The organism is Kitasatospora sp. NPDC023176 (assembly GCF_055560495.1).
Genome location: NZ_JBVHIP010000001.1, coordinates 563,369 through 587,335, shown reverse-complemented (window position 1 = coordinate 587,335; position 23,967 = coordinate 563,369). Strand labels below are relative to the sequence as shown.

Genomic DNA, 23,967 nt, shown 5'->3' with positions numbered 1-23,967 from the left:
GTCGGCCCCGGGCTTGGGGGCGATCTCGTTGGTCCGTCTTCGACAAACTTATTCCTCGTCAGTAACATGACGCCGCGTGTTCAAACCCTCGATAGGCCGGGCCGCGCCCGCAGCCCTGCTCACCCTCATCCTCGCCGGGACGGCCGCGTGCGGGCCCACCGGCTCCGGCAGCACCCCGCAGGCCGCCGTCGAACCGGCCGCCGCCGGCGTCGCCGCCACCGCCACCACCGCCGGGGGCAGCCCGGCGGGCGGTGGCCCCGCCTCCGACGCACCCCGCGCCCGCGCCGGCACCCCGGCCGCCGGCAAGCCCTCCACCGGCAACGGTGGTGGTGGCGGCGGCAACGGCACCGTCACGGTCGCCCCGGCCGACGACAAGCAGGCCGTCATCGGCAGCCCCGGCAAGGACGGCGGCGCGGTCACCGCCGCGACCAAGAGCCTCCAGCTCACCGGCTACGACCCGGGGAAGGGCACCGCCGTCCTGACGGCCCCGGGCCCGACGGCAGCCCCGACGGCCGTCCCGACGGCATCCCCGACCGCCTCTGGGGCGGCGTCACCGACCGCGTCCCCGAGCGCGAGCGCGAGCGCGCCCGCCACTGCCTCCGCCCCCGCTGCCGCCTCCACCGTCCAGGCCGGCCAGCTGATCGCCAGCCCGCCCACCGCCGCCGCCCCGCAGGGCGCGCTGGTCGCCGTCACCGGCGTCAACCCGGGCGCGGGCAACACCCTCAACCTCACCACCCGCCCGGCCACCCTCTCCGAACTCCTCGGCGGCACCGAGGCGGACGGCCAGGTGCCGATCGACGTGCACGGCATCCAGGTGACCCCGCTGGTCAAGGACCTCAAGGCCACCGCCGGCCTCGACGGCAACGGTGTGAAGGCCGACGCCTCCGGCACCCTGGAGGTCGACGTCAAGGCCCCCGTCCCGCTGCCCGGCGGCGCCAGCCTGGACGCCTCCGGCTCCCTCCAACTGCACCCGGCCGTCCACTTCGCCTACCACGGCGCGGCCGCCACCAGCCCGCGGACCGCCTCCATCGGCTTCGACCTCGGCGCCCAGGCGCACTGGAAGGTCACCGGCGACGTCGCCCGCAACACCGGCGCGGCGCCGATCCGCGTCCCGTTCGCCAAGCTGCAGGCCAGCCCGGTGCTGACGGTCGCCGGCCTGCCCGTGGTCGTCAACCTCGGCCTCACCTGCTACCTGGAGGTCGGCGCCGACGGCCAGGTCCACCTGGAGACCGAGCAGGACGCCGCCGGCACCTGGACCGTGCGCGCCGACTACACCGGCGGCAAGGGCTGGACCTCGGCCACCGACGCCGACACCAAGGTCTCCCCGGTCCACGTCCGCCTCAACGGCAAGGCCTCCGTCCGCGCCGCCCTCGGCGCCGAGGTCAGCCTCGGCCTCTACGACACCGTCGGTGTCGAGGCCACCGTCGCCCCCTACCTCAGCGCCAAGGCGGACGGCTCCCTCGCCGTCGACCTCCCCGGCAACACCCCGCAGCTCCAGGGCAGTTGGGCCCTGGTCGGCGGCATCGACCTGAACGGCGCCCTCACCGCCCACCTCAAGGTCTTCGGCACCCCGATCATCGAGGGCAAGCTCCCCCTCCCGCCCTTCCACAAGGAATGGCCCCTCCTCACCGGCTCGGCCACCCTCCCGGCCTCCCCGAGGCCCAGCAAGAGCTGATCGGCCGCAGACGGGGCACGGAGCGGGAAGTCGGACCGGCCGACTTCCCGCTCCGCTGTCTTCGCCACCTGCGCGGCCGGGGCTCCGTCCGGTCACACGCCGACGGCGGTGCCGGACGGCGGGCCGTTGGCGTGCCGTCGGCCCGGACGGCACTACTCTCTCCCCATGCTGTCTGTGGTGGTGGCCCCCTGGGAGGGCAGTGCCGAGCCGGTGTTCACCCGCGCGCCGGACGAGCTGCACGATGCGGCGAGCACGATGAAGGTCGCGGTGCTGGCGGCGCTGGCCCGGGGCGGGGCGAGCCTCGACGCCGAGGTGCCCGTGGTGAACCGCCACGAGTCGGTGGTGGGCGGGGAGTTCGGCAACGACCCGGAGTGGGACAGTGATCCGCTGCCGTGGGAACTCCTCGGCACCCACGTGCCGTTGCGGCTGCTGGCCGAGCGGATGATCACCCACTCCTCCAACCTGGCGACCAACCTCTGCCTGGCCCGGACCGACCAGCGGGCGGTGGCCGAGGTGTGGCGCCGGGCGGGGGCCACCCGGAGCGTGACCCCGCGCGGGATCGAGGACTACGCGGCGCGCGCGGCGGGCGTGCACAACCGGGTGAGCGCCCGTGATCTGGTGCGGCTGCTGCGCTCGTTGGCGGGGGAGCCGGAGCTGCTGGGGCTGCTGGAGCGCAACGACTTCCGGGTGGACCTCGCGGCCGGGCTGCCGCCGGACACCCGGATCGCGTTCAAGAACGGCTGGGTGCCCGGCGCCCGGCACTGCGTCGGCCTGGTGCGCCCGCACGACTGCCCGCCGTACCTGATCGCGGTCTGCTACACCGGCCCGCTGGCGGACGGCAGCGATCGCACCGATCCGGCCGCCCGGCTGCTGGCCCGGATCTCGGCGGCGGTGTGGGAGCGGCGCAGGGCCGTCACGCGCTGATCGCGGGCACGGCCGCGCCCCGGACCGGCGCGACCCCGCGCGGGCGCAACCCCCGCGCGGGGCCCGGAGGCACCGGCCTCAGTACGGCTTGACGAGGACGTGGGCGGCGCCCGGGATGCCGATCTTCAGCAGCTCGTCCTCCTCCGGCGTGGTGGGCGTGCCGGTCTCCTGCTTGAGGACGGCGCGGGACAGCGACTGGACCCACATGGCGCGCGGGCGGCGGCGCTCCTCCCAGGCGGTGAGGGCGGCGGGGACGCCGTCGGCGCTGTCGAGGCTCTGGGCGAGGACGAGGGCGTCCTCGACGGCCATCGCGGCGCCCTGGGCGAGGTGCGGGGTGGAGGCGTGGGCGGCGTCGCCGGCGAGGACGATGCGGCCGACGTGCCAGGGCTCCCCGACGGTGACCTGGGAGATCCGGGAGTAGACCACGGCGGCCGGGTCGGTGACCTGGGCGAGGGCCTCGGCAATGGGGCCGTCGAAGCCGGCCAGGCGCTCGTGGAGCTGCTCGTGGGCGCGCTCCGGCGCCGGGCGGAAGTCCTCGGCCTCGGCGAACACCGCGCCCAGGTACATGAGTTCCGCGCTGATCGGGGTGAGCAGCGCCTTGGCCCGGAGGTTGCCGGTGGACATCACCACGCCCTTGACCTCGGGCGAACGCGGCAGGGTGACGCGCCAGTTGGCGAAGCCGGTGTACTCGGGGGCGTACGTGTCGCCGTACAGGTGCCCGCGCAGCGGGGAGCCGATGCCGTCGAAGCCGACGACCAGGTCGTAGCGGCCGCCGTGGCCGTCGGTGAGGGTGACGTCGACCCCGTCGCCGTCGTCCTTCACCGAGGCGATCGTGGTGCCGAAGCGCAGGACGGCGCCGGCCGTGGTGGCGGCGTCGGCCAGGATCCGGGCCAGGGCGGGGCGGGGTATGCCGTTGTTGGAGGGGGTGTCGCCCATCCGGGGCTGCGGAATCCGGGCGAGGGTGGTGCCGGCCGGGTCGCAGATGGTCAGCACCTCCCACTCGAAGCCGGCGGCGAGGCACTCGTCGAGCACGCCGATCTCGCGCATCACGTGCAGGGCGTTGGACGGCTGGATGATGCCGACGCCGAGGGCTTCCAGCCGGTCGCGCAGTTCGGCGACCTCGACGTGGTGGCCGCGCCGGGCGAGGGCGGTGGCGAGGGTGAGGCCGCCGATGCCGCCGCCGTGGACGAGGACGCGAAGGGGGGTGGTCATGAAGGGGCGCTCCAAAGAACGGTGCTCAGCCGGCGGGGGTGGCGGCGAGGTCCATCAGGTGGTCGACCAGGGCGAGCAGCAGGTCGCGGCCGAAGCCGCGTTCGCGGACGTCGCCGATCAGCATCGGGACCTGCGGATCGAGGTCGAGGGCGGCCCGGATCTCCTCCGGGGTGCGGGTGTTGTGGTGGTGGAAGCAGTTGATCGCGACCACGAAGGGGATGCCCCGGCTCTCGAAGAAGTCGATGGAGGCGAAGCTGGTGTCGAGCCGCCGGGTGTCGGCGATGACGATCCCGCCGAGGGCGCCGTTGACCAGGTCGTTCCACATGAACCAGAAACGTTCCTGCCCGGGGGTGCCGAACAGGTAGAGCACCAGCTCGGGGCTGACGGTGATCCGGCCGAAGTCGAGGGCGACGGTGGTGGTGTCCTTCTGGTCGACGCCGGCCAGGTCGTCGACGCCGACGCTGGCCGTGGTCAGGTACTCCTCGGTGCGCAGCGGGGCGACCTCGCTGACCGAGCCGACCAGGGTGGTCTTGCCGACGCCGAAGCCGCCCGCGATGAGGATCTTGACCGCGGCGGGGGCGGCGGTCGCAGGGGTGGAGTGGTGGGCGGAGTGGGGCGTTGCCATGGTTCAGAGTCTCCGGAGTCCTTCGCGTACGGCCGTGAGCAGGCCGAGGTCCACGCCCCCGGCGGCGCGGGCCACCGAGAGCGGCGCCCGGGCCCGCAGCAGCCCCTGGGCGACGAGGTCGCCCAGCAGGATCTTGGTGACCGAGACCGGGAGGTCCAGGCCGGCCGCGACCTCGGCGACGGCCGCCGGGCGGCGGCAGCGGTCGAGGATCAGCCGGTGCTCGGGCTGGAGGCCGCGGGCACCGGCGCGGCTGCCCCGCGCCAGGGCCGCGTCGGCCTCGTCCTCGGCCGTGGTGAGCACGGTGATGAGGGTGAGGTCGTCACGCTCGGGCGCGGTCCGGCCGCGGGTGATGGTGTACGGGCGGACCATGACGCCGGTCTCGTCCTCGGCGTCGGGCTCCTCCAGTTCGCTCCAGTGCGGCGCCCGGCCGCGCGCCCGGGCGTCCCCCTCGTCGCGGTACGGGCCCACCCCGGTCAGCTCCGGTTCCGGGTGGCGAAGGCGTCGAAGGACGCGGGGGCGCCCTCGGCGCGGGCCGGGGTGGTGAGCTTCTGGCCGACCTGCTGGACGAGCGTGTGCATCGCGACGGACATCACCTCGGCGTCCACCTCCTGGGAGGCGACCACGGCCAGGTGGGTGCCCTGGGCGGCGGCGATGACGAACAGCCAGCACTCGGCCAGCTCGACGATCACCTGGTGGACGGGCCCGCCGTCGAAGAGCTGGCCGACGCCCCGGGCGAGCGACTGCTGGCCGGTGGCCACGGCGGCGAGGCGCTCGGCGTCGGCCCGCTCGATGGTGCGGGAGTGGCTGACCACGAGGCCGTCGTCGGAGAGCAGGACGGCGTTGCGGGTGCCGGGCACCGAGTCGACGAGTCCGTCCAGCAGCCAGTCCAGGTCCTGATGGGTGGCGATCGTGCGGTTCATGACTGGTCATCCGTTCGTGTGGTTCGGGGTTCCGCGGCCGGCAGGGCCCGGGGGGAGGGCGCGGACGCGGAGGCGGGGGGACCGGCGGGAAGGGCGGGGGGAGCCGGCGGGGTGGGGGACGGGGGCAGTGGGTGCTCGCCGCTGTCCTGGGCGCGGGCGGCCCGGGACTGGCGCTGGAAGGCGCCGATGGCGGCGCCGGAGCGGCGGACCGGCCGCTGGACGGGGTCGGCGGCCGGGGCGCCGTCCACCGGGCCGGCGGGCTGCTCGGCGGCCGGGGCGACCCACTGCTGACGGGCCGTCGGCGGCACCCGCAGCTCGGCGGCCAGGCTGGCCTGCCGGACGCGCTGCGGCAGCGGGGGCTGCCCGCCCTCGACCGGGCTCACCGGTACGGCGGAGGGGTACTCCCGGCCCCGGCGCCGCTCGGCCAGCCGGTAGTGGTCGGCCGGGCGGTACTGCTCGTCGGCGTACGGGGCCTCGGCCTCGGTGACCCGGGCGTAGGCGATGTCCGGGTAGGCCGGGGCCTCCGGGGCGGGGGTGGCGGTGGGCGCGCCGTCGTGGGCTTCGGCCGGGGTGGCGGCGTAGGCCGGCGGCGGGTCGGCGGGGGAGCTGTGCTGGATCGGCTGCTCGGCGGGGCCGGGCTGGTACGGCTGGGCCGGGACCGGCTGCACCGGGAACGAGGGTTCCGGGAACGCCGGTTCCTGGAACGCCGCGGCCACGCACTGGGCATGCGCGGCCTGGCCGATCGCCTCGGCCTGTCCGGTGGGCGAGCCCGCCCCGAAGGAGTCCACCGGTGCGACCGGCGGCCCCACCGGCCCGACCGGCTGCGGCGCCTCGTCGGAGGCGGAGCGCAGCGCCCGGCGCGAGCGGCGGACCAGCGGGATGGGTTCGACGGGTGCGGCGTCCGGCAGGCCGGTGTCGCCGTCGATGACCAGCTCGTCCGGGACGAGCACGACCACCCGGGTGCCGCCGAAGGCCGACGGCCGGAACTCGATCTTCAGCCCGGTCAGCGCGGCCAGCCGGGCGACCACGTAGAAGCCGAGCCGGATGTCGTCGGCCCGGGCCAGCACGTCGGTGCGCGGCGGGCGGCTCATCAGCTCGTTGGCCGCGTCGTACTGCTGCGGGTCCATGCCGAGGCCGCGGTCCTCGATCTCGACGGCGAGTCCGCGCCCGACCATGGCGGCCCGGACCTCCACCGGGGTCGGCGGCTTGGAGAAGGTGGTGGCGTTCTCCATCAGCTCGGCGAGCACGTGGGCGACCGGCCCGACGGCCCGCTCGGAGAGCCACGGGTGGCCCTCGACGTCGATCATGATCCGGCGGTAGTCCTGCACCTCGCCCTGGGCGGAGCGCAGCACGTCCAGCAGCGGTACGGGCTTGCGCCAGCGCCGCTGCGGCTGGCCGCCGGCCATGATGACGAGGTTCTCCTCGTAGCGGCGCAGGCGGGCGGTGAGGTGGTCGAGGTCGAACAGGCCCTCCAGGACCTCCGGGTCCTCGTGCTTGCGCTCCAGTTCGTCGAGCTTGCGCAGCTGGCGGCCGATCAGCAGCTGGGTGCGGCGGGCGATGCGCTGGAGCAGGCGCTCGAAGCCGCGGTGCTGGTCGGCCTGCCGGACGGCGGCCTCCAGGGCGGCGGAGCGGGCCAGGTTGAGGGTCTGGCCGAGGCGGGCGAGTTCGTCGGTGCCGTTGCCGTGTTCGCCGGTGGTGACGGCGCGGCTCTCGGCCTCGGGGTCGACCTGTTCGCCGCGGCCGAGGCGGTCGACCACCTCGGGCAGGGTGCGCTCCATCTCCTCGGCCTGGGTCTGGAGGTCCTTGATCCGGCGGCGCAGCGAGCGGCTGATCCGCCAGGAGGCGATGACGACGGCGATGACGGTGATCAGGCCGATGACGGCGGTGAGCACGACGCGGGTGAGCAGGCCGAGGATGGTCCCCTTGCCGACCTCGACGATGGCGCTGGTGCGGGCCTCGATGGCCTTGACCAGCTGCGGGTTGAGCTGGTCGACGGCCTGGCGCCACTGGTCCTGGGCGGCGGGCAGTCTGACGGTGCCGTTGGAGTCGGCGGAGACCGGCCGGGTGAGCTGCTGCTCGACGGCGGCCTTGGCCTGCCAGGCGGGGCTGTTCATCAGGTCGTGCCAGCCGGCCGCCTCGCCGTCGGGGACGTACGGGACGACCTGGACGGTGAACAGGTGGTCCTGGGCGCCGATCAGCTGCTGGACCTGCTGGTAGTCGGCGGTGCTGAGCCGCCCGGCGGGCCAGCCGCGGGCCAGCACGGCGTCCTCGCGGGCCAGCATCTCCTTGGCCCAGAAGGAGTTGACCAGGGTCTTGGACACCCAGGTGACCTCGCCCGCGTCGACGTGGCTGAGCGCGGTGAACAGCCGCAGGTCGACGGCGATCAGGTCGGTGTAGTAGGTGAAGACGCTCTGCTGGTCGACCGAGCCCTTGTCGACGGCGGCGCGTTCCTCGGCCAGTTTGGCCATGGCCTGCCGGGCTTCGGCGACGGCGTTGCGGACGTCGTCCGGAGCGCCGTCGGCGGTCTCGCCGGACAGGGCCTGGAACTGGTGGACCGCGTCATCGGTCAACTGCCGCTGGTGGCGCAGTTGGTCGGTGTTGCCGCCGGGCCGGGCGAGCGCGTCGGCGCTGAGCCGGCGCTCCTCCTGGAGGTTGTAGTAGACGATGTTGGACGGCTGGCCGGCCTTCTGGGCGAGCATGCCCTGGGCGGCCTGGCGCTGGAAGTCGAAGACGGTCTCACCGCTGGTGACCGCCCAGAGGGCGACCAGGGCGAGGCTGGGGACGACGGCCAGGACGAGTAGTGCCGCCCGCAGGGACAGGCGTGGACGCCTGCGGGGGGCCTTCGGCGTCGGGGGCCGCCGATTCGCACGCGCGCGCAGAGCAGTCTCCTTGGGGCTGGCGGCCGACCGGTGAGGGGCGGGCCGTCCGGGCACGGGCTTTTTGACGAAGCGATACTAGTCATATCGTGTGATTGGAGTGAAAGCCCGTTCGCTTTCTGGGTGGTGCTTGTGCACCAGCTGGACACAATGTCACCCGCACGTTGACCGTTTGTGCTCGAAGCAGCCGCGTCTGGCACTGCCTGACACAGTGTCGACCCCGTCCGAGACCGCTGGATGGCCGATGTGTGAAAACTGTGTGACGCCCCCTCCGGTGAGCTCCTCGGCGACCGGGCAGCCGCGAACGCGTCGACGCCGGCTCCGCCGCCGGCACCCGCCCGGCGATGGGCCGTTGCGGTGCGGAGCATCCCTGGGACGACTGCCCGCCCGGCCCCGGTGGCCGCCCCCGGGGCCGGGCGTCGTCCCAGGGACGGGACGCGCTAGCGGGACGCCGCCGGCGGCTCCTAGCGTCTCTCGGCGGTGGCCCGGTCGCGGCCGACGAGCCGTTCGGTGCCGCCGCCCCCGCCCGCGCGCTTCCGCGCTCAGCCAGTCAGTGAGGAACCGTCATGAAACGCATCCCGGCAGTCGTCGCCGCGATGTTCGCCGCGCTTCTCGCGGCGGTGCTCGTCGCCCCCGCCGCCCAGGCCGCCGGCTGGCCCCTCGTCCGCAACGGTGACCACGGCGACAACGTGACCACGGTCCAGTACCTGCTGTCCGCCCGCGGCTTCGCGACCGGCGCCGACGGTGCCTTCGGCCCCGGCACCGAGGGCAAGGTCAAGAGCTTCCAGAGCGCCAGCGGCCTGTCCCCGGTGGACGGCATCGTCGGTGGCGACACCTGGTCCAAGCTGATCGTCACCGTCCGCAGCGGCGACAACGGCGACGCCGTCAAGGCGCTCCAGGTCCAGCTGAACGCCCACGGCGCCGGCCTCGGCGTCGACGGTGCCTTCGGCCCCGGCACCGACGCCAAGGTGCGCGGATTCCAGCAGTCGGCCGGCCTGAACCCGGTCGACGGCATCGTCGGCCCGGCGACCTGGGCCGCCCTGCTCGGCGGTGGCGGCAGCACCGGTGGCGGTGGCGGCGGCGGTGACACGCTCAGCCAGTCGCAGGCCGCCTCGATGTTCTCGGCCGCCGGCATCACCTGGTCCTCCTCGGGCAACTGCTCCGACCGCACCAACAGCAGCTGCACCTCCTTCGACGGCCTGCGTCGCGCCTCGGCCGACGGCGCCGTCAACCTCAAGCACGCCATCGGCGGCTGCGCGCTGAACATCACCGGCGGCACCGAGACCGGCCACGCCGGCGGCACCTACAGCCACGGCACCGGCTACAAGCTGGACTTCGCCATGTCGAGCTGCCTCACCGACCACATCCACGGCACCTTCGCCCACAGCGGCACCCGCGGTGACGGCGCCGACCTGTGGACCGCCCCCTCCGGCAACATCTACGCCAACGAGGGCAGCCACTGGGACGTCACCTTCATGAACTGACGCCCGCGGCGCACGCGCACCACGAGGGGCAGGGCCACCGGACACCTCCGGTGGCCCTGCCCCGTCGTGTGCCCAGGGGGCGGGGCGGGCATCCTGCGCCCCGGGTGTCGGCGAGCCGCTCCGCGCTGCCCCGAGGACCGTCCGAGCCGACGAGGAGTCACCGTGTCCGCCCTGCCCATCCTGAACTACGACGTCACCGACCGGCAGCGGCTGGACGCCTACCGGGAGGCCGCCGCCCCCGTCCTGCTGGGCCCGGGGGAGCTGGTCGCCAGCACCGACCGGACGGTCCACCTGGGCGAGGGCGGCCGCCCGCCCGGCGGCACCCACACCGTCGTGCTGCGCTTCGCCGACGCCGAACAGGCCTGTTCCAGGGTGGTGACCCGGCCGCCCTCGCCGACGGCGCGGGGTATCAGGGCGCGGGGGCCGGATCCGCTACCTGGTCGGTGGCCTGGTCGGTGGCCTGGTCGGTGTGCGGCGCAGTGTGCGGCGCCGGGCGCGCGGCCGGCCGTAGCAGGACGGCGCAGGCCAGGGCGGCCAGCAGGGCGAGCGAGGCCGAGACGATCAGGCAGAGCCGCAGGCCGTCCAGGAAGGAGTCGCCGAGGGCGGTCAGGGCCTGGCCGGTGGCGGGCCCGAGGTCGAGTCCCGCCACGGCACCGAGGCCCTGCTCCCGGGCGACGTCGAGGACGTGGCCGCCGGTCGCCGCCGGCACCCCGGCGTCCGTCAGCCGGCCGGGCAGGGCGTCGAGCGTCCGGGTGGTCAGCAGGGCGCCGAGCACGGCGGGGCCGAGGGCGCCGCCGACCTGCCGGAACGCGTTGTTGCCGGCCGCGGCCATGCCGGCCAGGTGGTGCGGGACGGCGGAGACGGCGGAGGCGGTCATCGGGGTGAGGACGGCCCCCAGGCCGAGGCCGAGCAGCAGCAGCCGCCAGGCGATCGAGCCGAAGGAGGTGTGGGCGTCGAGGTCGGTCAGCGACAGCAGCGAGCCGGCCGTGACGACCAGGCCGGTGGTGATCAGCACCCGGGCGGACACCCGGTGCATCAGGCGCCCGACGGGCAGGCTGGCGGCCAGCGAGGCCCCCGTCACCATGACCATCCGCAGGGCCGCCTGGAGGGTGCTCAGGTGCTGCACCAGGCCGAAGTACAGGCTCAGCACGAAGAAGAAGCCGATCAGCCCCAGGAAACTGATCATGGCGACCAGCGAGGTGGCGGTGAACGCGGGGCTGCGGAACAGGGCGAGGTCGATCATCGGGCCGGCGCTGCGGCGCTCCACGACGACGAACACCACCGCGGCGACCGCGCCCAGCGCCAGGGCCGCCACCGTCGCGGGCTCGCCGAAGCCGTTCGCGCCGCCCTCGATCACGCCGTAGACCACGGCGGTGACGGCCGCGGCCGCGCTGAGCTGACCAGGCCAGTCCAGCCGACGGGCGTGCGGTGCCCGCGAGTCGGGCAGCAGGGAGGCGGCGACGACCAGCACGATCAGCGACACCGGGACGGGCAGCAGGAAGATCCAGCGCCACGCGACGTGCTCCAGCAGCACGCCCGCGATCAGCGGGCCCACGGCGAGCGAGGCCAGCAGGGACATCGCCCACAGCCCGATGAACCTGCCCCGCTCCCGGTGGTCCGGCACCGCGTGGCTGATCAGCGCCAGCGTGGTGGGCAGCAGCGCCGCCGCCCCCAGCCCGGAGGCCGCCTGCCCGGCCCACAGGGCCCGCACCGAGTCGGAGCTCAGCGAGACCGCCGCGCCGATCGCGCACAGGGCCATGCCCGCCTGGAACACCCGCTTGCGGCCGTGGACGTCGCCCACCACACCGGTGGTCAGGATCAGCGCGGCCATCGGCAGCACGAACGCGTCCGACACCCAGGACAGTTGGGCGGTGGAGGCGCCGAGCGCCCGTTGGATCGCCGGCAGGCTCACCGACACGGTGGTCACCGGCAGGTAGGCGACGAAGACGCCCAGGCAGGCCATGACGAGGGTGGTGCCCCGTCCGGCCGGGGGGCGCTGCGCCCGCCGGCCCTGTGCCCGGGGGCCATGGGGTCCCTGGGTCCGGGGGCCCTGCATCGTTGCGGAGTTCACGAGGGGTTCCTTCGACTGCGGAGGTGCCGCGGCGGGCACCGGCTGCGGTGAGAGCGCCGCCGTCCGGCGCGCGCCCGCTCACGGGCCGGGCGCGCCGGCCGGACCCGCGGTCCGCGCCGGCCGCCCACCGCCCGCGGAGCCGCCGACCAGCTTCGCCCCGATGGGCGACAGATCCCCAGGCCGAGCCGGGCGGACGGCACAGAACCTCCACCGCTGCCGGTCCGCGTGTGACGATTCATCCATGGTTGACGAACTGGACCGCAAAATCATCCACGGACTCCACTTCGCCCCGCGGGTCTCCTTCCGCCGCCTCAGCGAGGTCATCGGGGTGTCCGAACAGACCGCGGCGCGCCGCTACAACGCCCTGCGCCGCAGCGGGGTCCTGCGCGTCGTCGGCCTCAGCAGCCCGGCCGCCCACGGCCAGTCCGAGTGGATCGCCCGCCTGCGCTGCCGCCCCGACGCCGTCGGACCGCTCGCCGACTCGCTCGCCCGCCGCCCCGAGGTCGCCTACGCGAACATCGCCTCCGGCGGATCGGAGATCAACTGCATCATCCGCTCACCCGCCGGCACCGCCCGCGACGACGTCCTCCTACGGCAGCTCCCCAGGGCCGCCTCCGTCCTCGACATGAGCGTCGACCTGCTGATCCACCCCTTCGGCCCGGAGAGCGCGGCCGGCTGGACCGGCGGGGAGGGCTCTCTCACCGACGACCAGGTCCGGCAGCTCGTCGCGGAACGCCCCACCCCCGTCGGCCCCCCGCTCACCCCCGGCGACGAGGACCTTCCCCTGCTGGCCGCCCTCGCCGAGGACGGCCGCGCCTCCCACACTCACCTCGCCGAGGTCACCGGCTGGTCCAAACCCCGCGTCGCCCGCCGCCTGGAGGCCCTGGAGGCCACCGGCTCCCTCGTCTTCGACGTCGACACCCTCCCCGAGCGCCTCGGCTACGAACTCAACGCCACCCTCTGGCTCCAGGTCGAACTGCCCCGGCTGCACCACATCGGCGAGGAGATCAGCCGGCACGAGGAGTGCGCCTTCGCCGCGGCCGTCAGCGGCCGGCACAACATCATGGCCGTCGTCATGTGCAGGGACACCCCCGACTTCTACCGCTACCTCAGCACCCGCTTCGCGCGGATCGAGGGCATCCGCGGCTACGAGATCAGCGTCCGCGTCCGCCGCCTCAAGCAGGCGGCCTCCCTCATCCACCACGGCCGGCTCATCCACCCGGCACTCGCCTGACGCCGCGGGAGGAGACGGGTGAACGCTCGCGGTCAAGATCCGCCGGGTCACGGGTCTGTCCCAGCGGACGGCGACCGTGGCCGGGAGCGGTACGGCGGTGGGAACCGCCGTGTCGGCCGGTCCTGCGGCGGGTCGGGCGGGGGTGCGGGCGGCGGCGGGGTGCGGGGTGCCCGGTCGTTCGTGTAACAGCACTGTATTGGCGGCCGGTTGGGCGGAACGGTTCGCCCGGCCGGGCTGTCCTGCTCACCAGTACCGGCCGCCACACGACCCTGAGGAAGACACGATGCGCGTTCACAAGCTCACCTTCGCCGCCCTGGCCGTTGCCGCGGGTCTCTCGCTGACGGCCTGTCAGAACGACGACCTCGACGGCGGAACGGCGGCGAACAAGCCCTCCTCCGCGCCGCCGGCGGCCACCGGGGCCACCGGCGGCGCGACGGCCTCCGGAGCGCCGACGGCCGGGGGGAAGGGCACGACGGCCGGGACCGGCTCCACCGGCTCCACCGGCTCCACCGGTTCCACGGGTTCCACCGACGGTGGCAAGGGCGGCAAGTGCCGGACCGACGACCTCACCATCACGGCTGCGGACCGCACTATCGACGGTGACGCCACCCGCACCGTCGTGGTCGAGCTGAAGAACCGCAGTGGCCACGACTGCTCGCTCTCCGGCTACGCGGGCGTCGACCTGAAGACCAACGCGGGGTCGCTGTCGGCGCAGCGCTCCGGCGAGCCGGTCGTCGCGGGCGTCGTCAAGCCCGGCAAGTCGACCTTCTTCGGAATCAGTTACCCGAGCAACGACACCGGCGGCACCGGTGTCCGGATCACCGGCCTGGTCGTGACCCCGCCGGACGAGACCAAGTCCGTCACCCTGCAGTGGCCGGGTGCCGGCTCCCTCCCCGCCGCCGACGGCTCCAGCCCGGTGAAGATCGGCCCCATGGGCAGCGCCGGCCAGGGCGGCCAGTGACCGGACGCGCCGCAACGGTGTTGCGGCAGACATGATGTGGCGGACGATCACGGGGGACCGTCGCCCGGGGTGGGTCCCGGTCGCCGGGCGGTCTCACGGCCCCGCGCTCGGCAGCCCGCCCGGTGTCGGTTGGAGGAGGACCTCGCCCATCGGGCCCGGACACCGGCCATCGGGCCCGGACACCGGCCATCGGGCCCGGACACCGGCCCATCGGGCCCGGACACCGGCCCATCGGGCCCGGACACCGGCCCACCGGGCCCGGACACCGGCCCACCGGGCCCGGACACCGGCCACCGGGCCCGGACACCGGCCACCGGGCCCGGACACCGGCCCCGGTCCGACGGTGCACGCCCTGCCCGGAGTGACCCGGGCGCGGCTGCTGTCCGTCCTCCGCATCGCCCGCACCACCTCGGAGTTGGGCGAGCGGCACTTCCTCGCCGCCGGCACGGTCTCCTGCCGCCTCGGCATCCTGCACCGCACCGGACTGCTCACCCGCACCCGCACCGGACAGCACGTCCGGTACGAGCAGGCCTCCCGCGCGCTCCTCCCCTTCGCGCCGCCCGCCGGGGCCTCCGCGCTGCCCGCCGCCCCAACCACACCCGTTCGCCGACCACTTCACCTGACACGGTCGCCCCGTCACGCGTGAGGAGTGGGAAGTCGGCCCCGTCGACTTCCCACTCCCCGCGCCCCCCGCAGTAGGGCGTGGACGCGGAGCGCGACCCGGGCCCGTCACCGCCGCCGCAGTGCCCGCCGGACTACTGCCGCAGTGTCGCCAGCTCCGCCGCCGACAGCGCCAGCCCCGCCGCAGCCGCGGAGTCGCGGATGGAAGCCGGGCGGCGGGCGCCCGGGATGGGCAGGGCGGCGGGGGTCTGGGCCAGGTGCCAGGCGAGGCAGACCTGTTGGGGGCTGACGCCCCGGGCGCGGGCGAGGGTGTGGAAGGGGGTGTCCGAGCCCGGGGTGCCGGTTGCCGGGTCGTCGACGGCGCTGCGGGAGATGCCGCCGAGGGGGCTCCAGGGGAGGAAGGTGAGGCCGAGTTCGGTGCACAGGTCGAGGGTGTCGCGGGTGGCCTGGTGCGCCGGGGAGAAACGGTTCTGCACGGAGACCAGGCGCGGGCCGAGGATCTCTTGGGCGGTGCGGATCTGCGCGCAGTCCACGTTGGAGAGGCCGACCAGCCGGATGGTGCCCGCGTCGGCCAGCTCGCGCAGCGCGCCGACCGAGTCGGTGAAGGGCACGGCCGGGTCGGGCTTGTGCAGTTGGTAGAGGCCGATGGCCTCGACGCCGAGCCGCGCGGCCGAGGCCTGGGCGGCCCGGCGCAGGTGGCGCGGATCGCCGTCGACCGTCCAGCTGCCGTCCCCGGGGCGGCCCCGGCCGCCCTTGCTCGCCACCAGGACGCCATCCGCCCCGCTGCCGTAAGCGGCCAGCGCGCGGGCGATCAGCCGCTCGTTGTGGCCGACTTCGTCGGCGTGCCAGTGGTAGGAGTCGGCGGTGTCGATCAGCGTCACCCCCGCGTCGAGTGCGGCGTGGATCGTGGCGATCGCCTGCTGCTCGTCGGGCCGGCCCTCGACGGACAGCGGCATCGCGCCGAGGCCGACGGCGCCGACGGTCACGTCACCGATCGTGCGAGTGGCGGGAGTTGCCTGAACGGCGGTCATGCGCGTGCCTCCTTGACGGCCTGCGGCAGCCAGTCGCTGACGGGGGAGAAACGGAAGCCCTGGTGGGCCGACCGGCCGGTGTCCATCGCGTAGCAGCGGTCGAAGGAGAACGGCGAGAGCGGCTCGCCCGCACCGCCGACCGTCAACTCGGCCTCGGTGCCGACCACCTGGCCGACGACCTCGCACAACTGCCGTACGTCAACGCCGCCTTCGGAGGCCGCGTTGACCGGCCCGGTGAAGTCCGCCAGTGCGGCCCAGGCCAGGAAGCGGGCGATCTCCGGCGCGTGGACGAAGGACGCGGGCTGCGGCGCCGGGTGGACGGCCACCGGCAGGCCGGCGCCGATCCGCTCCACGTAGTGGGCCAGCCGCCCGGTGAAGTCGGCGCCGCCGAGGACGTGGGCCGTGCGGACGGTGACGACGTCGAAGGACGCCTGCCGGGAGAGCAGCGCCTCCGCCTGACGCTTGCCCTCGGCGTAGTGGTCGTCCCGGAACCCCCGGTCGGTCCAGGGGAGTCGCAGGTCGACGGCCTCGGCGGAAAGGTCCAGTGCCGCCTCCGCGAGCGGCGGCCCGCCGGGCCGGCCGAGGTGGGCGTAGACCTCGACGGTGGAGGTGAGCAGGTAGCGCGGGGTGAGGTCGGCGAACACCCGGGCGGCGGCGGCCGCCTGGACGGGCGTGTAGCAGACCTGGTCCACGACGGCGTCGAAGCGCCGGCCGGCGAGCGCGGTGCGCAGCGCGGCCTCGTCGTCGCGGTCGGCGCGCAGGTGGGTCACTCCGGGCGGGGCGGGGGCCGAACCGCGGTTGAGCACGGTCACCGCCGCGCCCGCGTCCCGGAGTTCCGCGACCAGTCGCCTCCCGAAGTGGCGGTTCCCGCCGATCACGCACACGTCCATGCCGTCGATCCCTTCCCCGCTGTGCCCGGTCCCGCCCCTGTCGTGCGGTTCCGGTGATCAGTCTGCCGAGCCCTGGACAACAGCGGTAGTGTCGAGATCGAGGACCAGTCGTTAGGAGAACTGTTGATCGACGTCCAGCGCCTCGCGGTGCTGCGGGAAGTCGCCCGCCGAGGCAGCTTCAACCAGGCGGCCCGGACGCTGCGCTGCACCCCTTCGGCCGTCTCCCAGCAGGTCGCCGCACTCGAACGCGGCCTCGGCGCACCCGTGGTGGAGCGCTCCACCCGGGGCGTCACGCTCACCGACGCGGGCCGGCTGCTGGTCGAGGCCGCCGACGCGATCGCCGCCGAACTCACCGACACCCAGCAGCGCATCGCCCGGCTGACCGCCGAACGGACCGCCCTGACCGTCGCCACCTTCGCCAGCGGCGGGCGACGGCTGCTGCCCGCGGCCCTGGCCGGCTTCACCGCCGACCACCCGGAGGTGGAACTGACCATCCTGGAGGCGGAACCGGAGGAGAGCCTGCCCGCCGTCCGCGAAGGGCGGGCCGACCTCGCGCTCGCCTACCACCTCGAAGGTCCGCCGCCCGTCCGGCCCGGCGACCGCTCGGGCCTGGACTGGACCGCGCTCGGCGAGGATCCGCTGCGCGTCGTGCTGCCCGTCCACCACCCGGCAGCGGCCCGCTACCGGGACCGGCCCGAGGCGCTCCACCTGGCCGAACTCGCGGACCAGCGCTGGATCCTGGGCTGCCGCAAGTCCGCCGGCCAGCTCGCCCGGTACGCCGCCCTGGCCGGCGTCGAACTGCGGATCTCGTGCACCGCGACGGACTACGAGTTCGCCCAGTCCCTGGTCCACGCGGGGATCGGCATCGCCCTGATCCCCGAGATCGGCCTCGCCCGGCACCCGCAGCTGGTCGCCCTCCCGCTGGCCGAACCCGGCCCGCGCCGCCACCTCGGCCTGGCCCTCGCCCGCCGCCGGCGCGGACGGGCCGCGCGCCTGGCGGAGGACCTGGCCGCCCGGCTGGTGGGAACAGGGGAGGCGGAAGGGGAGCGGGAGGCGCCGGCCGGTACCGCACGGGGGTGAGCAGCGCGGCCCTTCTGACGGCCGGGGAGCCGCCGGCCGATCGGACCCCGGCCGCCCAGCCCCAGCCCCGGCCAACGAGCCCCGGCCGCCGAGACCCGGCCACCGAGCCCCACCCCCCGGCAGAATCCGCTGGCCCCGCCTCCCACTCGCCCGCCAGAATGCCCGTCATGCACTCGATCACCGAACACATCGAGAACATGGCGGCCCGACTGGCCGACGTGCCGGGCGTGGTGGGGGTGATGCTCGGCGGGAGCCGGGCGCGCGGTGAGCACCGGCCGGAGTCGGACTGGGACCTCGGTGTCTACTACCGCGGCGCACTCGACCTCGCCGCACTGCGGGAGTTGGCCGGCCCGGGGGTGGAGGTGGCCGGGCCCGGCGGCTGGGGGCCCTGGGTGAACGGCGGGGCGTGGCTGGCCGTCGACGGCGTCGCCGTGGACTGGATCCTGCGGGACCTCGACCGGGTCGATCGGGTGTGGGCGGACTGCCGCGCGGGCCGCTACGAGGTCGGGGTGCAGGCCGGGCACCCGCTGGGGTTCTGGTCGCCGTGCTACCCCGGCGAGGTCGCGCTCGGACGCGTGCTCGCCGACCCGGCCGGAGAGTTGGCCGCACTCCGGGCCGAGACCGCCGACTACCCCGAGCCGCTGCGTGAGGCCCTGACGGCCGGGGCGTGGGAGGCCGAGTTCCTGGTCGGCGTCGCGTCGAAGGGCGCGGCGCGCGGCGACGTCCTGTACGTCTCGCTCTGCCTCTCCCGGGCGGTGGGCGTACTGGTGCAGGCGCTGTACGCACGCGACCGGCGCTGGTGCCTCAACGAGAAGGGCGCGCTCGCCGTCGCCGCTCAACTCCCGGGAGTGCCGCACGACTTCGGGGTGAGAGTGCATGCGTTGCTGGGAGCCGCCGGGGAGACGCCCGAGGCGCTGACCGCGACGGTGGAGCGGGCGCGGGCCCTGGTCGGGGAGGTGAGGGCGGTCCTGCGCGGATGACGAGCCGGTGATCGCCCGCGCTCCCCGCCAACTCACAACTGCTGCCGGGCTGAACGAGAGTGGGAGTGGGAAGTCGCTAGAGCCGACTTCCCACTCCCACTCCCACTCCCACTTCCGCCCTTGCCGTCGAACCGCCCACCGCGCGGCGCAGGACGAGGTGGGTCAACCAGGCCAGGCCGAACGTGAAGGGGCGGCGGTGTCACCGGCCGGGCCGGGAACGACGTGCAGACCGGCACGACGGCCAGGGGCGACCAGGCGCCCGGCAGCAGGTGCCCGTTCACGGAACAGCGGGGCCGGGTGGCGGTGCGTCAGACCACAGGGGAGGTCGGACGGGCTCAGCGCGTCAGGAACTGCTCCCCGGAGTCCGGGAGCTTGGTGCCGGCCTTGTCGAAGTACTCCCAGAGCTTCGCCGTCTTGCCCTCCGGACGGGCCAGCACGACGGAGCGCAGCGGTGAGTCGGCCACGGTGACGATCTGCGGCTCGGTCGTGGTGCCGTCCGTCCAGGTCACCTTCACCCGGGCGATGTCCGGGCCCAGGCTCAGCCCGATGATCTCCCCCGGCGCCACGGTGTCGTCCTTGCCCCGGGCGCCCAGCAGACCGCCCGAGATGTACGCCCCCTCGCGGGGGTCGAGCTTGCCCGGCGCCGGCGTGGTGCCCTCGGAGTCGTGGCTCAGGCGAACGCCGTCCACCGTGAAGTAGGTGTTGGCGATGTCGGAGTCGGCGTCGTAGTACTGGTCCACGAACTCCTTCGTCGGCTTGGTGAGCGCCGAGTCGTACGGGCTCCGCTCCTGCCACATCGCCAGCGCCTGCTCGTACGCGCGGTCCTTCGGTGCCGTCGGCCACACGGCCCGCCACAGCTTCCACTGCTTGCCGTCGGGCGTGGTGCCCTGCCCGACCACCACCCGTACCGGGGTGAACGGATCCCGCGGCGCCGGGGTCGTCGTCGCGCCCGGGGTGGCCGTCGGCGGGCCACCGGTGCCCGCGCCGTGGCCGGTACCCGCCGCGACCAGCGGCTGGGAGGCCGTCGGCACCGGGCGCAGCTCGGAGATCGCCCCGCCTGCCAGCACCACCGCGGAGGCCAGTGCCAACGCGCCCACCACCGTCCGCCGCCGGCGCCGGATCCGCCGGCCGCCGGCCATGATGTCCACCACCGGCACCGGCCCGATCCGAGCCGTCGACGCCGCCTCGGCCAGTCCCAGCCCGACCCACAGATCGGTTTCCTCGCCGGTTCCCGCGTTCCCCATGGTCATACCGCCCCTCCGATCTCAGTCCTGTCCTTCAGTTCCACCAGCGCCGACACCTGCCGCAACCGCCCGATGCCCTTCGCCGCGTGACTGCGCACCGCGCCCACGGAGCAGCCCATCGCCACCGCCGTCTGGCTGTCGCTGAGGTCCTCCCAGTGGCGCAGCACCACCGCCTCGCGCTGGCGCGGAGGCAACGTGGCGAGCGCCGCCAGCAGCGCCCCGCGCTGGTCGGAGCGGGCGAAGCCGTCCTCCGTCCCCGCCGCGTCCGGCACCGCGTCGACCAGCAGCTCCGGCGGCCGGCGGCGCCAGCGGCGGGCGTGCTGGTTCACCAGGATCCGCCGCACGTAGGCGTACGGATCGTCCGCCCGACACACCTTCGACCACGCCGCGCACGCCTTCTCCGCCGCGGACTGCACCAAGTCCTCCGCCGCGTACTGCTCCCCGGCCAGTAGGAACGCCGTCCGTACCAGCCGCGGCCAGGCCGCCACGATGAACGACTGGAACTCCTCGTCCCGCCCGCTCTTCGGTTCTCCCATGAGCACCTCCTCACCCCCCTAGAGCCCACCCGGGGCCGGAAGCGCTTACTCCCCACCGGAGAGATCCGGACCGCACCGACGGGCCCCCACCCCGAAACGCCTGGTGCCCGACCAGCGCCGATGGCTGGCATCCGCCGAATGATCCTCTCCGATGACGACTCGGGCACCGGACCCGCCGTCGCCTGAGGGTCCACGCCGCCCTCGTGGACGGTGCCGGGGCGCCCCGGGACGCCGTCCGGGAGTTCCACGCCGAGGCCGGCGAAGTGGCTCTCGCCGGGGGTGAGTTCGTATCGGGCCGGACGGTGGAACCCGGTCGGCCCAGGCTCGAACGGACCGGCTCCGGTGACTATCGGCCACGGGGTGGAAAGACCGGACTCGAACGTGTGTCGGGCGCCATCATGGGTGGGTGCACTTCACCTCGGAGACCAGCTCGGACGGCGTCGTGGAACGACGCTTCGTCCTCGACGGCGTTCCCGGCATGCTCTGGCAGCCGGACGGATCGGGCCTCGGCGGCAGGCCGTTGGTGCTGTTGGGGCACGGCGGCGGGCAGGACAAGCTGGGGCCGCGGGAGCGGGCCCGGCGGTGCGCGGCGCGGTTCGGGTGGGCGGCGGTGGCGATCGACGCGCCCGGGCACGGCGAGCGGGCGCGAACCGCGCAGGACGAGCGGTTCGCCACCGAGACCGGGCAGTTGCTGGCGGCCGGGCGGCCGATCAGCGCCTGGGTGGCCCGGCACACGGCGGCGCTCGCGGAGCGGGCCGTGCCGGAGTGGCGGGCGGTGCTGGACGCGCTGGAGGGTGCGGGCGGGGAGGGCCTCGGGCCGGTCGGCTACTGGGGGTTGTCGCTCGGGACGGTGATCGGCATTCCGCTCGCGGCGGTCGAGCCGCGCATCGTGGCGGCGGTGTTCGGGCTGGCGGGCCACGCCGCGCTGGTAGAGCCGGCCCGGCGGGTGACGGTTCCGGTGGAGTTCGTGCTGCAGTGGGACGACGAACTCCAACCGCGCGAGGGCGCGTTGGCGCTGTACGGCGCGCTGGGTTCGGGGGAGCGGTCGCTGCACGCCAACCCCGGGGGTCACCTGGCGGTGCCCGAGTTCGAGGTGGCGGCCTCGGAGGGTTTCCTGCGCCGGCACCTCGGCTGCGCGGCACCCGTGGCGGACTGAGGGCGGCCGCTTACGGTGGCCGACTGACGGTGGCCGGCTGAGGGTGGCCGATTGACGGGGCGAACGGCAGGGGCTGGCGCCGGGGGCGCGGTGCCCGTCGCCGGATCCGTGCGTCCCCGCCCCCGATCCGCTCACACTTCCGCCACACCGACCCCGTCCTTCACAGCTTTCCCGCAGCTTTCCCCCAGCTTTGCGTGTCCGTATTGCCGGGATGAATAGAATTTGTCGAGGATTACTCGACATGGTCATATTCCGGCGCTTGTCGAGGGCGAGTAAAACTTCGCAAAGAATTGCTCTCTCCAGCGACCCGCCCGGGCGCCTATTTCAACAGAATGTTGCAGCTCAGTGGCCTGATGGTGACTCGGCGTCGATTTGGCGTGACGCACCGTGTCCGCCCCGTTCCGCAATCCACAGGAGTACGGTTCCCAACGAATCGCCGAACGGGCTCCCGAGTAATCTCCCGAGCCCCTCGGCCGTACCGGGGAATTGGTGCGCCGTATGGGTCAACGAAAGGGTGGGGAAGGGGTCACGGAAGAGGCTCCGCCGGCTGTCCGTCCGTCACACGTCACGTTGGTCGTCACGTTGGTCGTCGAAGTCCTGCGCGGTGTCGCCCAGGTGGATTTCCTGCCGTCCGCCGTGTGCGGACTCTTCTTCGTCGCCGCACTGTTCGCCGCCGGGTGGCAGTACGGCCGCTACGGCCTGCTGGGCAGCGCCGTCTCCACGGCCGTCGGCTACGGCCTCGGGCTGCGGCGGGAGACCGTCGAGGCCGGGCTGACCGGGTACAGCGGGTGCCTGGTGGCGACCGCCGTCACGGTCGCCGCGCCCGGGTTCCGGCGGCTGTGGCCGCAGGGTGTCGGACCGGCAGCGCCGCCGGTACCGGCCACCGGGGGTAGCGGGCTGAGCGGGGAACGGCTCTGGCACGGGTTCTTCGCCGACATCGGCCAGATCTCCTTCATGCCCCAGTGGTACGTCGGCCTGTTGTTCCTGGCCGGGCTGTTCGCGGCCAGGCGGGTCCTGGCGGCGGTGCCGGCGATTCCCCGGCTGCGCCGGGTCTGATCCGGCGGGCATCGGAGACCGCGGTCGCCGGACCCCGCGCGGCGCCGGGATCGTGGGCGTCGGATCCAGCAGGCGCCCTAATCTGGTATTCCGTCGGCCAACTCCCTTGCATTTCTTCTGACTTGCATTTCGTCGGATTCTCGGAAAGGAGAAGTGGTTCCCATGAACCTCTCCCCGCGTGAGATGGACAAGCTCTACATCTACGTCGTGGCCGATCTGGCCCGCAAACGCCGCGACCGCGGCGTCAAGCTCAACTACAGCGAGGCCTGCGCACTGATCAGCGAGGCCATCATGGAGGGCGCCCGGGACGGCCGCACCGTCGCCGAGTGCATGGAGATCGGCAAGCAGGTCGTCAGCAACGCCGAGGTCATGCCGGGCGTCCGCGAGATGCTGCCGCTGCTCCAGGTCGAGGCCGCGTTCCTGGACGGCACCAAGCTGGTCTCCTGCCACGACCCCGTCGGCGCCTGACCGATGACCGCACGTCAGCCAGTCACGGTCGTGCTGGCCGGCGGGCACGAGAGCGACGATGGGCGCCACCTCGCCGCCGTGGCCGCGCACGAACCCGCCGTACACGCCGTGGCGGCCCCCGGTCGAGCACTCGCCGAAGCCGTCCGTTCCGCCCTGGCGGCCGACGGCGCACCGGTGTGCGTCGTCCCGATGACCCTCGGCCGCGACCCGAGACTGATCGCCGACACCGCCCGCGCCCTGCGCTGGCTCGCCGCCGACCAGGGCTGCGGACGGCTCGCCCTCACCGCACCCTTCGGCGCCGCCGAACACCTGATCGGCTGGCTCCGCGCCGCCGCGGCCTCGGCCGGCGGCGAGGACGCCGTACTCGTCACCGCCCCGGCGGCCGGCCCCTTCGAGGACGCCGAACTGTTCCGCATCGCCCGGCTGGTCCGCCAGTACGGGCGGCACCGCTGGGTCGAGGTGGCCTTCGCGGGCGGCGACCCCGACCCGGCCGAGGGTGTGGGACGCTGCCGTCTGCTCGGCGCGGCCCAGGTCACGGCCGTCCCCGCCTCCTTCGGCCCCGCACTGCCCCCCGGCTCGGCCGGCGAGGGCGTACGGGACGGCGGACCGCTGCTGCGCCCGTCCGCGATCGCCGGGGTGGTCGCGGCCCGCACGGCGGCGGCCCTGCACCTGCTCGGCCACGGCGAGGACGGCATCCTGGCCGGCCTCGATGCCGAGCACGGGCACGGCTACGCCCACAGCCACGGACCGGGATCGGCGCACCACGGCCACGGACCGGGCTCGGCGCACCACGGTCACGGACAGGGTGAGGCGCACCACGGCCACGCCCACCGGCACGACCACCCCCACGCACCCACCGCCCACGCACCCGCACACACCCCCCACGCACACACCCCCCACTGAACCGTCAGAGAGGAAGGCCC

Annotated in this window: 22 protein-coding genes; 12 read left to right on the top strand and 10 right to left on the bottom strand. The window is 74.5% G+C overall.

The genetic code is table 11. From position 1 onward, the window contains the following. The first annotated feature begins 76 nt into the window (after nucleotides 1-76). A complete protein-coding gene (locus tag ACZ3YL_RS02915) occupies nucleotides 77-1,675 on the top strand; it encodes a hypothetical protein (RefSeq protein ID WP_465654951.1) in 1,599 nt (532 codons plus the stop codon). 165 nt (nucleotides 1,676-1,840) lie between these two features. After that, the gene (locus ACZ3YL_RS02910; protein WP_188307370.1) at nucleotides 1,841-2,599 is read left to right on the top strand and encodes a serine hydrolase; all 759 of its coding nucleotides are present in this window, start codon (nucleotides 1,841-1,843) and stop codon (nucleotides 2,597-2,599) included. 78 nt (nucleotides 2,600-2,677) lie between these two features. Here ACZ3YL_RS02910 and ACZ3YL_RS02905 read toward each other — a convergent pair whose 3' ends face one another. The 5 genes from ACZ3YL_RS02905 to ACZ3YL_RS02885 all read right to left on the bottom strand — a co-directional run bounded on the left by ACZ3YL_RS02905 (nucleotide 2,678) and on the right by ACZ3YL_RS02885 (nucleotide 8,289). Then, entirely contained in the window at nucleotides 2,678-3,811 is a 1,134-nt protein-coding gene (locus ACZ3YL_RS02905) for an FAD-dependent monooxygenase (protein WP_465654949.1), read from the bottom strand. Between the two features lie 25 nt (nucleotides 3,812-3,836). Beyond that, nucleotides 3,837-4,436 carry a GTP-binding protein gene (locus ACZ3YL_RS02900; RefSeq protein WP_188307372.1) on the bottom strand — a complete coding sequence of 200 codons (600 nt, stop codon included), beginning with the start codon at nucleotides 4,434-4,436 and terminating at the stop codon, nucleotides 3,837-3,839. 3 nt (nucleotides 4,437-4,439) lie between these two features. Further along, nucleotides 4,440-4,805: a DUF742 domain-containing protein gene (locus ACZ3YL_RS02895; RefSeq protein ID WP_188307374.1), complete on the bottom strand. Its 366-nt coding sequence runs from the start codon at nucleotides 4,803-4,805 to the stop codon at nucleotides 4,440-4,442. 104 nt (nucleotides 4,806-4,909) lie between these two features. Next, nucleotides 4,910-5,356, bottom strand: coding sequence for a roadblock/LC7 domain-containing protein (locus tag ACZ3YL_RS02890; RefSeq protein WP_188307373.1), 447 nt, complete (start codon nucleotides 5,354-5,356; stop codon nucleotides 4,910-4,912). Beyond that, nucleotides 5,353-8,289 carry a sensor histidine kinase gene (locus tag ACZ3YL_RS02885; protein ID WP_465654946.1) on the bottom strand — a complete coding sequence of 979 codons (2,937 nt, stop codon included), beginning with the start codon at nucleotides 8,287-8,289 and terminating at the stop codon, nucleotides 5,353-5,355. Before ACZ3YL_RS02885 ends, ACZ3YL_RS02890 begins: the two co-directional genes overlap by 4 nt. 509 nt (nucleotides 8,290-8,798) lie before the next feature. On the opposite strand from ACZ3YL_RS02885, the gene ACZ3YL_RS02880 reads away from it, so the two are divergent. Continuing rightward, nucleotides 8,799-9,716 carry a peptidoglycan-binding domain-containing protein gene (locus ACZ3YL_RS02880; protein ID WP_465654944.1) on the top strand — a complete coding sequence of 306 codons (918 nt, stop codon included), beginning with the start codon at nucleotides 8,799-8,801 and terminating at the stop codon, nucleotides 9,714-9,716. A 409-nt stretch (nucleotides 9,717-10,125) separates the two neighbouring features. On the opposite strand, the gene ACZ3YL_RS02875 is transcribed toward ACZ3YL_RS02880, so the two are convergent. Beyond that, nucleotides 10,126-11,679 carry an MFS transporter gene (locus ACZ3YL_RS02875; protein ID WP_465655254.1) on the bottom strand — a complete coding sequence of 518 codons (1,554 nt, stop codon included), beginning with the start codon at nucleotides 11,677-11,679 and terminating at the stop codon, nucleotides 10,126-10,128. A gap of 349 nt (nucleotides 11,680-12,028) precedes the next feature. Here ACZ3YL_RS02875 and ACZ3YL_RS02870 point away from each other — a divergent pair, with 349 nt between their 5' ends. The 3 genes from ACZ3YL_RS02870 to ACZ3YL_RS02860 all read left to right on the top strand — a co-directional run bounded on the left by ACZ3YL_RS02870 (nucleotide 12,029) and on the right by ACZ3YL_RS02860 (nucleotide 14,628). Continuing rightward, entirely contained in the window at nucleotides 12,029-13,021 is a 993-nt protein-coding gene (locus ACZ3YL_RS02870) for an Lrp/AsnC family transcriptional regulator (protein ID WP_465654942.1), read from the top strand. Between the two features lie 283 nt (nucleotides 13,022-13,304). Then, a complete protein-coding gene (locus tag ACZ3YL_RS02865; protein ID WP_188310198.1) occupies nucleotides 13,305-13,982 on the top strand; it encodes a DUF4232 domain-containing protein in 678 nt (225 codons plus the stop codon). 343 nt (nucleotides 13,983-14,325) lie between these two features. Continuing rightward, nucleotides 14,326-14,628, top strand: coding sequence for a hypothetical protein (locus ACZ3YL_RS02860; protein ID WP_465654940.1), 303 nt, complete (start codon nucleotides 14,326-14,328; stop codon nucleotides 14,626-14,628). 109 nt (nucleotides 14,629-14,737) lie between these two features. Here ACZ3YL_RS02860 and ACZ3YL_RS02855 read toward each other — a convergent pair whose 3' ends face one another. Together ACZ3YL_RS02855 and ACZ3YL_RS02850 are read right to left on the bottom strand one after the other, a co-directional pair. Further along, nucleotides 14,738-15,634 (bottom strand): aldo/keto reductase, encoded by an 897-nt coding sequence (locus tag ACZ3YL_RS02855; protein ID WP_465654938.1) that lies wholly within the window; start codon nucleotides 15,632-15,634, stop codon nucleotides 14,738-14,740. Beyond that, nucleotides 15,631-16,524 (bottom strand): NAD-dependent epimerase/dehydratase family protein, encoded by an 894-nt coding sequence (locus ACZ3YL_RS02850; RefSeq protein WP_465654936.1) that lies wholly within the window; start codon nucleotides 16,522-16,524, stop codon nucleotides 15,631-15,633. Before ACZ3YL_RS02850 ends, ACZ3YL_RS02855 begins: the two co-directional genes overlap by 4 nt. Before the next feature lie 123 nt (nucleotides 16,525-16,647). On the opposite strand from ACZ3YL_RS02850, the gene ACZ3YL_RS02845 reads away from it, so the two are divergent. Further along, nucleotides 16,648-17,604, top strand: a complete 957-nt coding sequence (locus tag ACZ3YL_RS02845; RefSeq protein WP_188310195.1) for a LysR family transcriptional regulator — start codon at nucleotides 16,648-16,650, stop codon at nucleotides 17,602-17,604. 158 nt (nucleotides 17,605-17,762) lie between these two features. After that, nucleotides 17,763-18,584, top strand: a complete 822-nt coding sequence (locus ACZ3YL_RS02840; protein ID WP_465654934.1) for a DUF4037 domain-containing protein — start codon at nucleotides 17,763-17,765, stop codon at nucleotides 18,582-18,584. A 335-nt stretch (nucleotides 18,585-18,919) separates the two neighbouring features. Here ACZ3YL_RS02840 and ACZ3YL_RS02835 read toward each other — a convergent pair whose 3' ends face one another. Together ACZ3YL_RS02835 and ACZ3YL_RS02830 are read right to left on the bottom strand one after the other, a co-directional pair. Beyond that, the gene (locus tag ACZ3YL_RS02835) at nucleotides 18,920-19,834 is read right to left on the bottom strand and encodes a hypothetical protein (RefSeq protein ID WP_465654932.1); all 915 of its coding nucleotides are present in this window, start codon (nucleotides 19,832-19,834) and stop codon (nucleotides 18,920-18,922) included. After that, nucleotides 19,831-20,364, bottom strand: coding sequence for a SigE family RNA polymerase sigma factor (locus tag ACZ3YL_RS02830; protein WP_465654930.1), 534 nt, complete (start codon nucleotides 20,362-20,364; stop codon nucleotides 19,831-19,833). The genes ACZ3YL_RS02835 and ACZ3YL_RS02830 overlap by 4 nt, the downstream gene beginning before the upstream one ends. A gap of 406 nt (nucleotides 20,365-20,770) precedes the next feature. On the opposite strand from ACZ3YL_RS02830, the gene ACZ3YL_RS02825 reads away from it, so the two are divergent. The 4 genes from ACZ3YL_RS02825 to ACZ3YL_RS02810 all read left to right on the top strand — a co-directional run bounded on the left by ACZ3YL_RS02825 (nucleotide 20,771) and on the right by ACZ3YL_RS02810 (nucleotide 23,947). Next, entirely contained in the window at nucleotides 20,771-21,520 is a 750-nt protein-coding gene (locus ACZ3YL_RS02825) for an alpha/beta hydrolase (RefSeq protein ID WP_465654928.1), read from the top strand. Between the two features lie 570 nt (nucleotides 21,521-22,090). After that, the gene (locus tag ACZ3YL_RS02820) at nucleotides 22,091-22,576 is read left to right on the top strand and encodes an urea transporter (RefSeq protein WP_465654926.1); all 486 of its coding nucleotides are present in this window, start codon (nucleotides 22,091-22,093) and stop codon (nucleotides 22,574-22,576) included. A 162-nt stretch (nucleotides 22,577-22,738) separates the two neighbouring features. Next, the gene (locus tag ACZ3YL_RS02815; protein WP_188310190.1) at nucleotides 22,739-23,044 is read left to right on the top strand and encodes an urease subunit gamma; all 306 of its coding nucleotides are present in this window, start codon (nucleotides 22,739-22,741) and stop codon (nucleotides 23,042-23,044) included. 3 nt (nucleotides 23,045-23,047) lie between these two features. After that, nucleotides 23,048-23,947: a sirohydrochlorin chelatase gene (locus ACZ3YL_RS02810; RefSeq protein WP_465654923.1), complete on the top strand. Its 900-nt coding sequence runs from the start codon at nucleotides 23,048-23,050 to the stop codon at nucleotides 23,945-23,947. Nucleotides 23,948-23,967 lie beyond the last annotated feature (20 nt).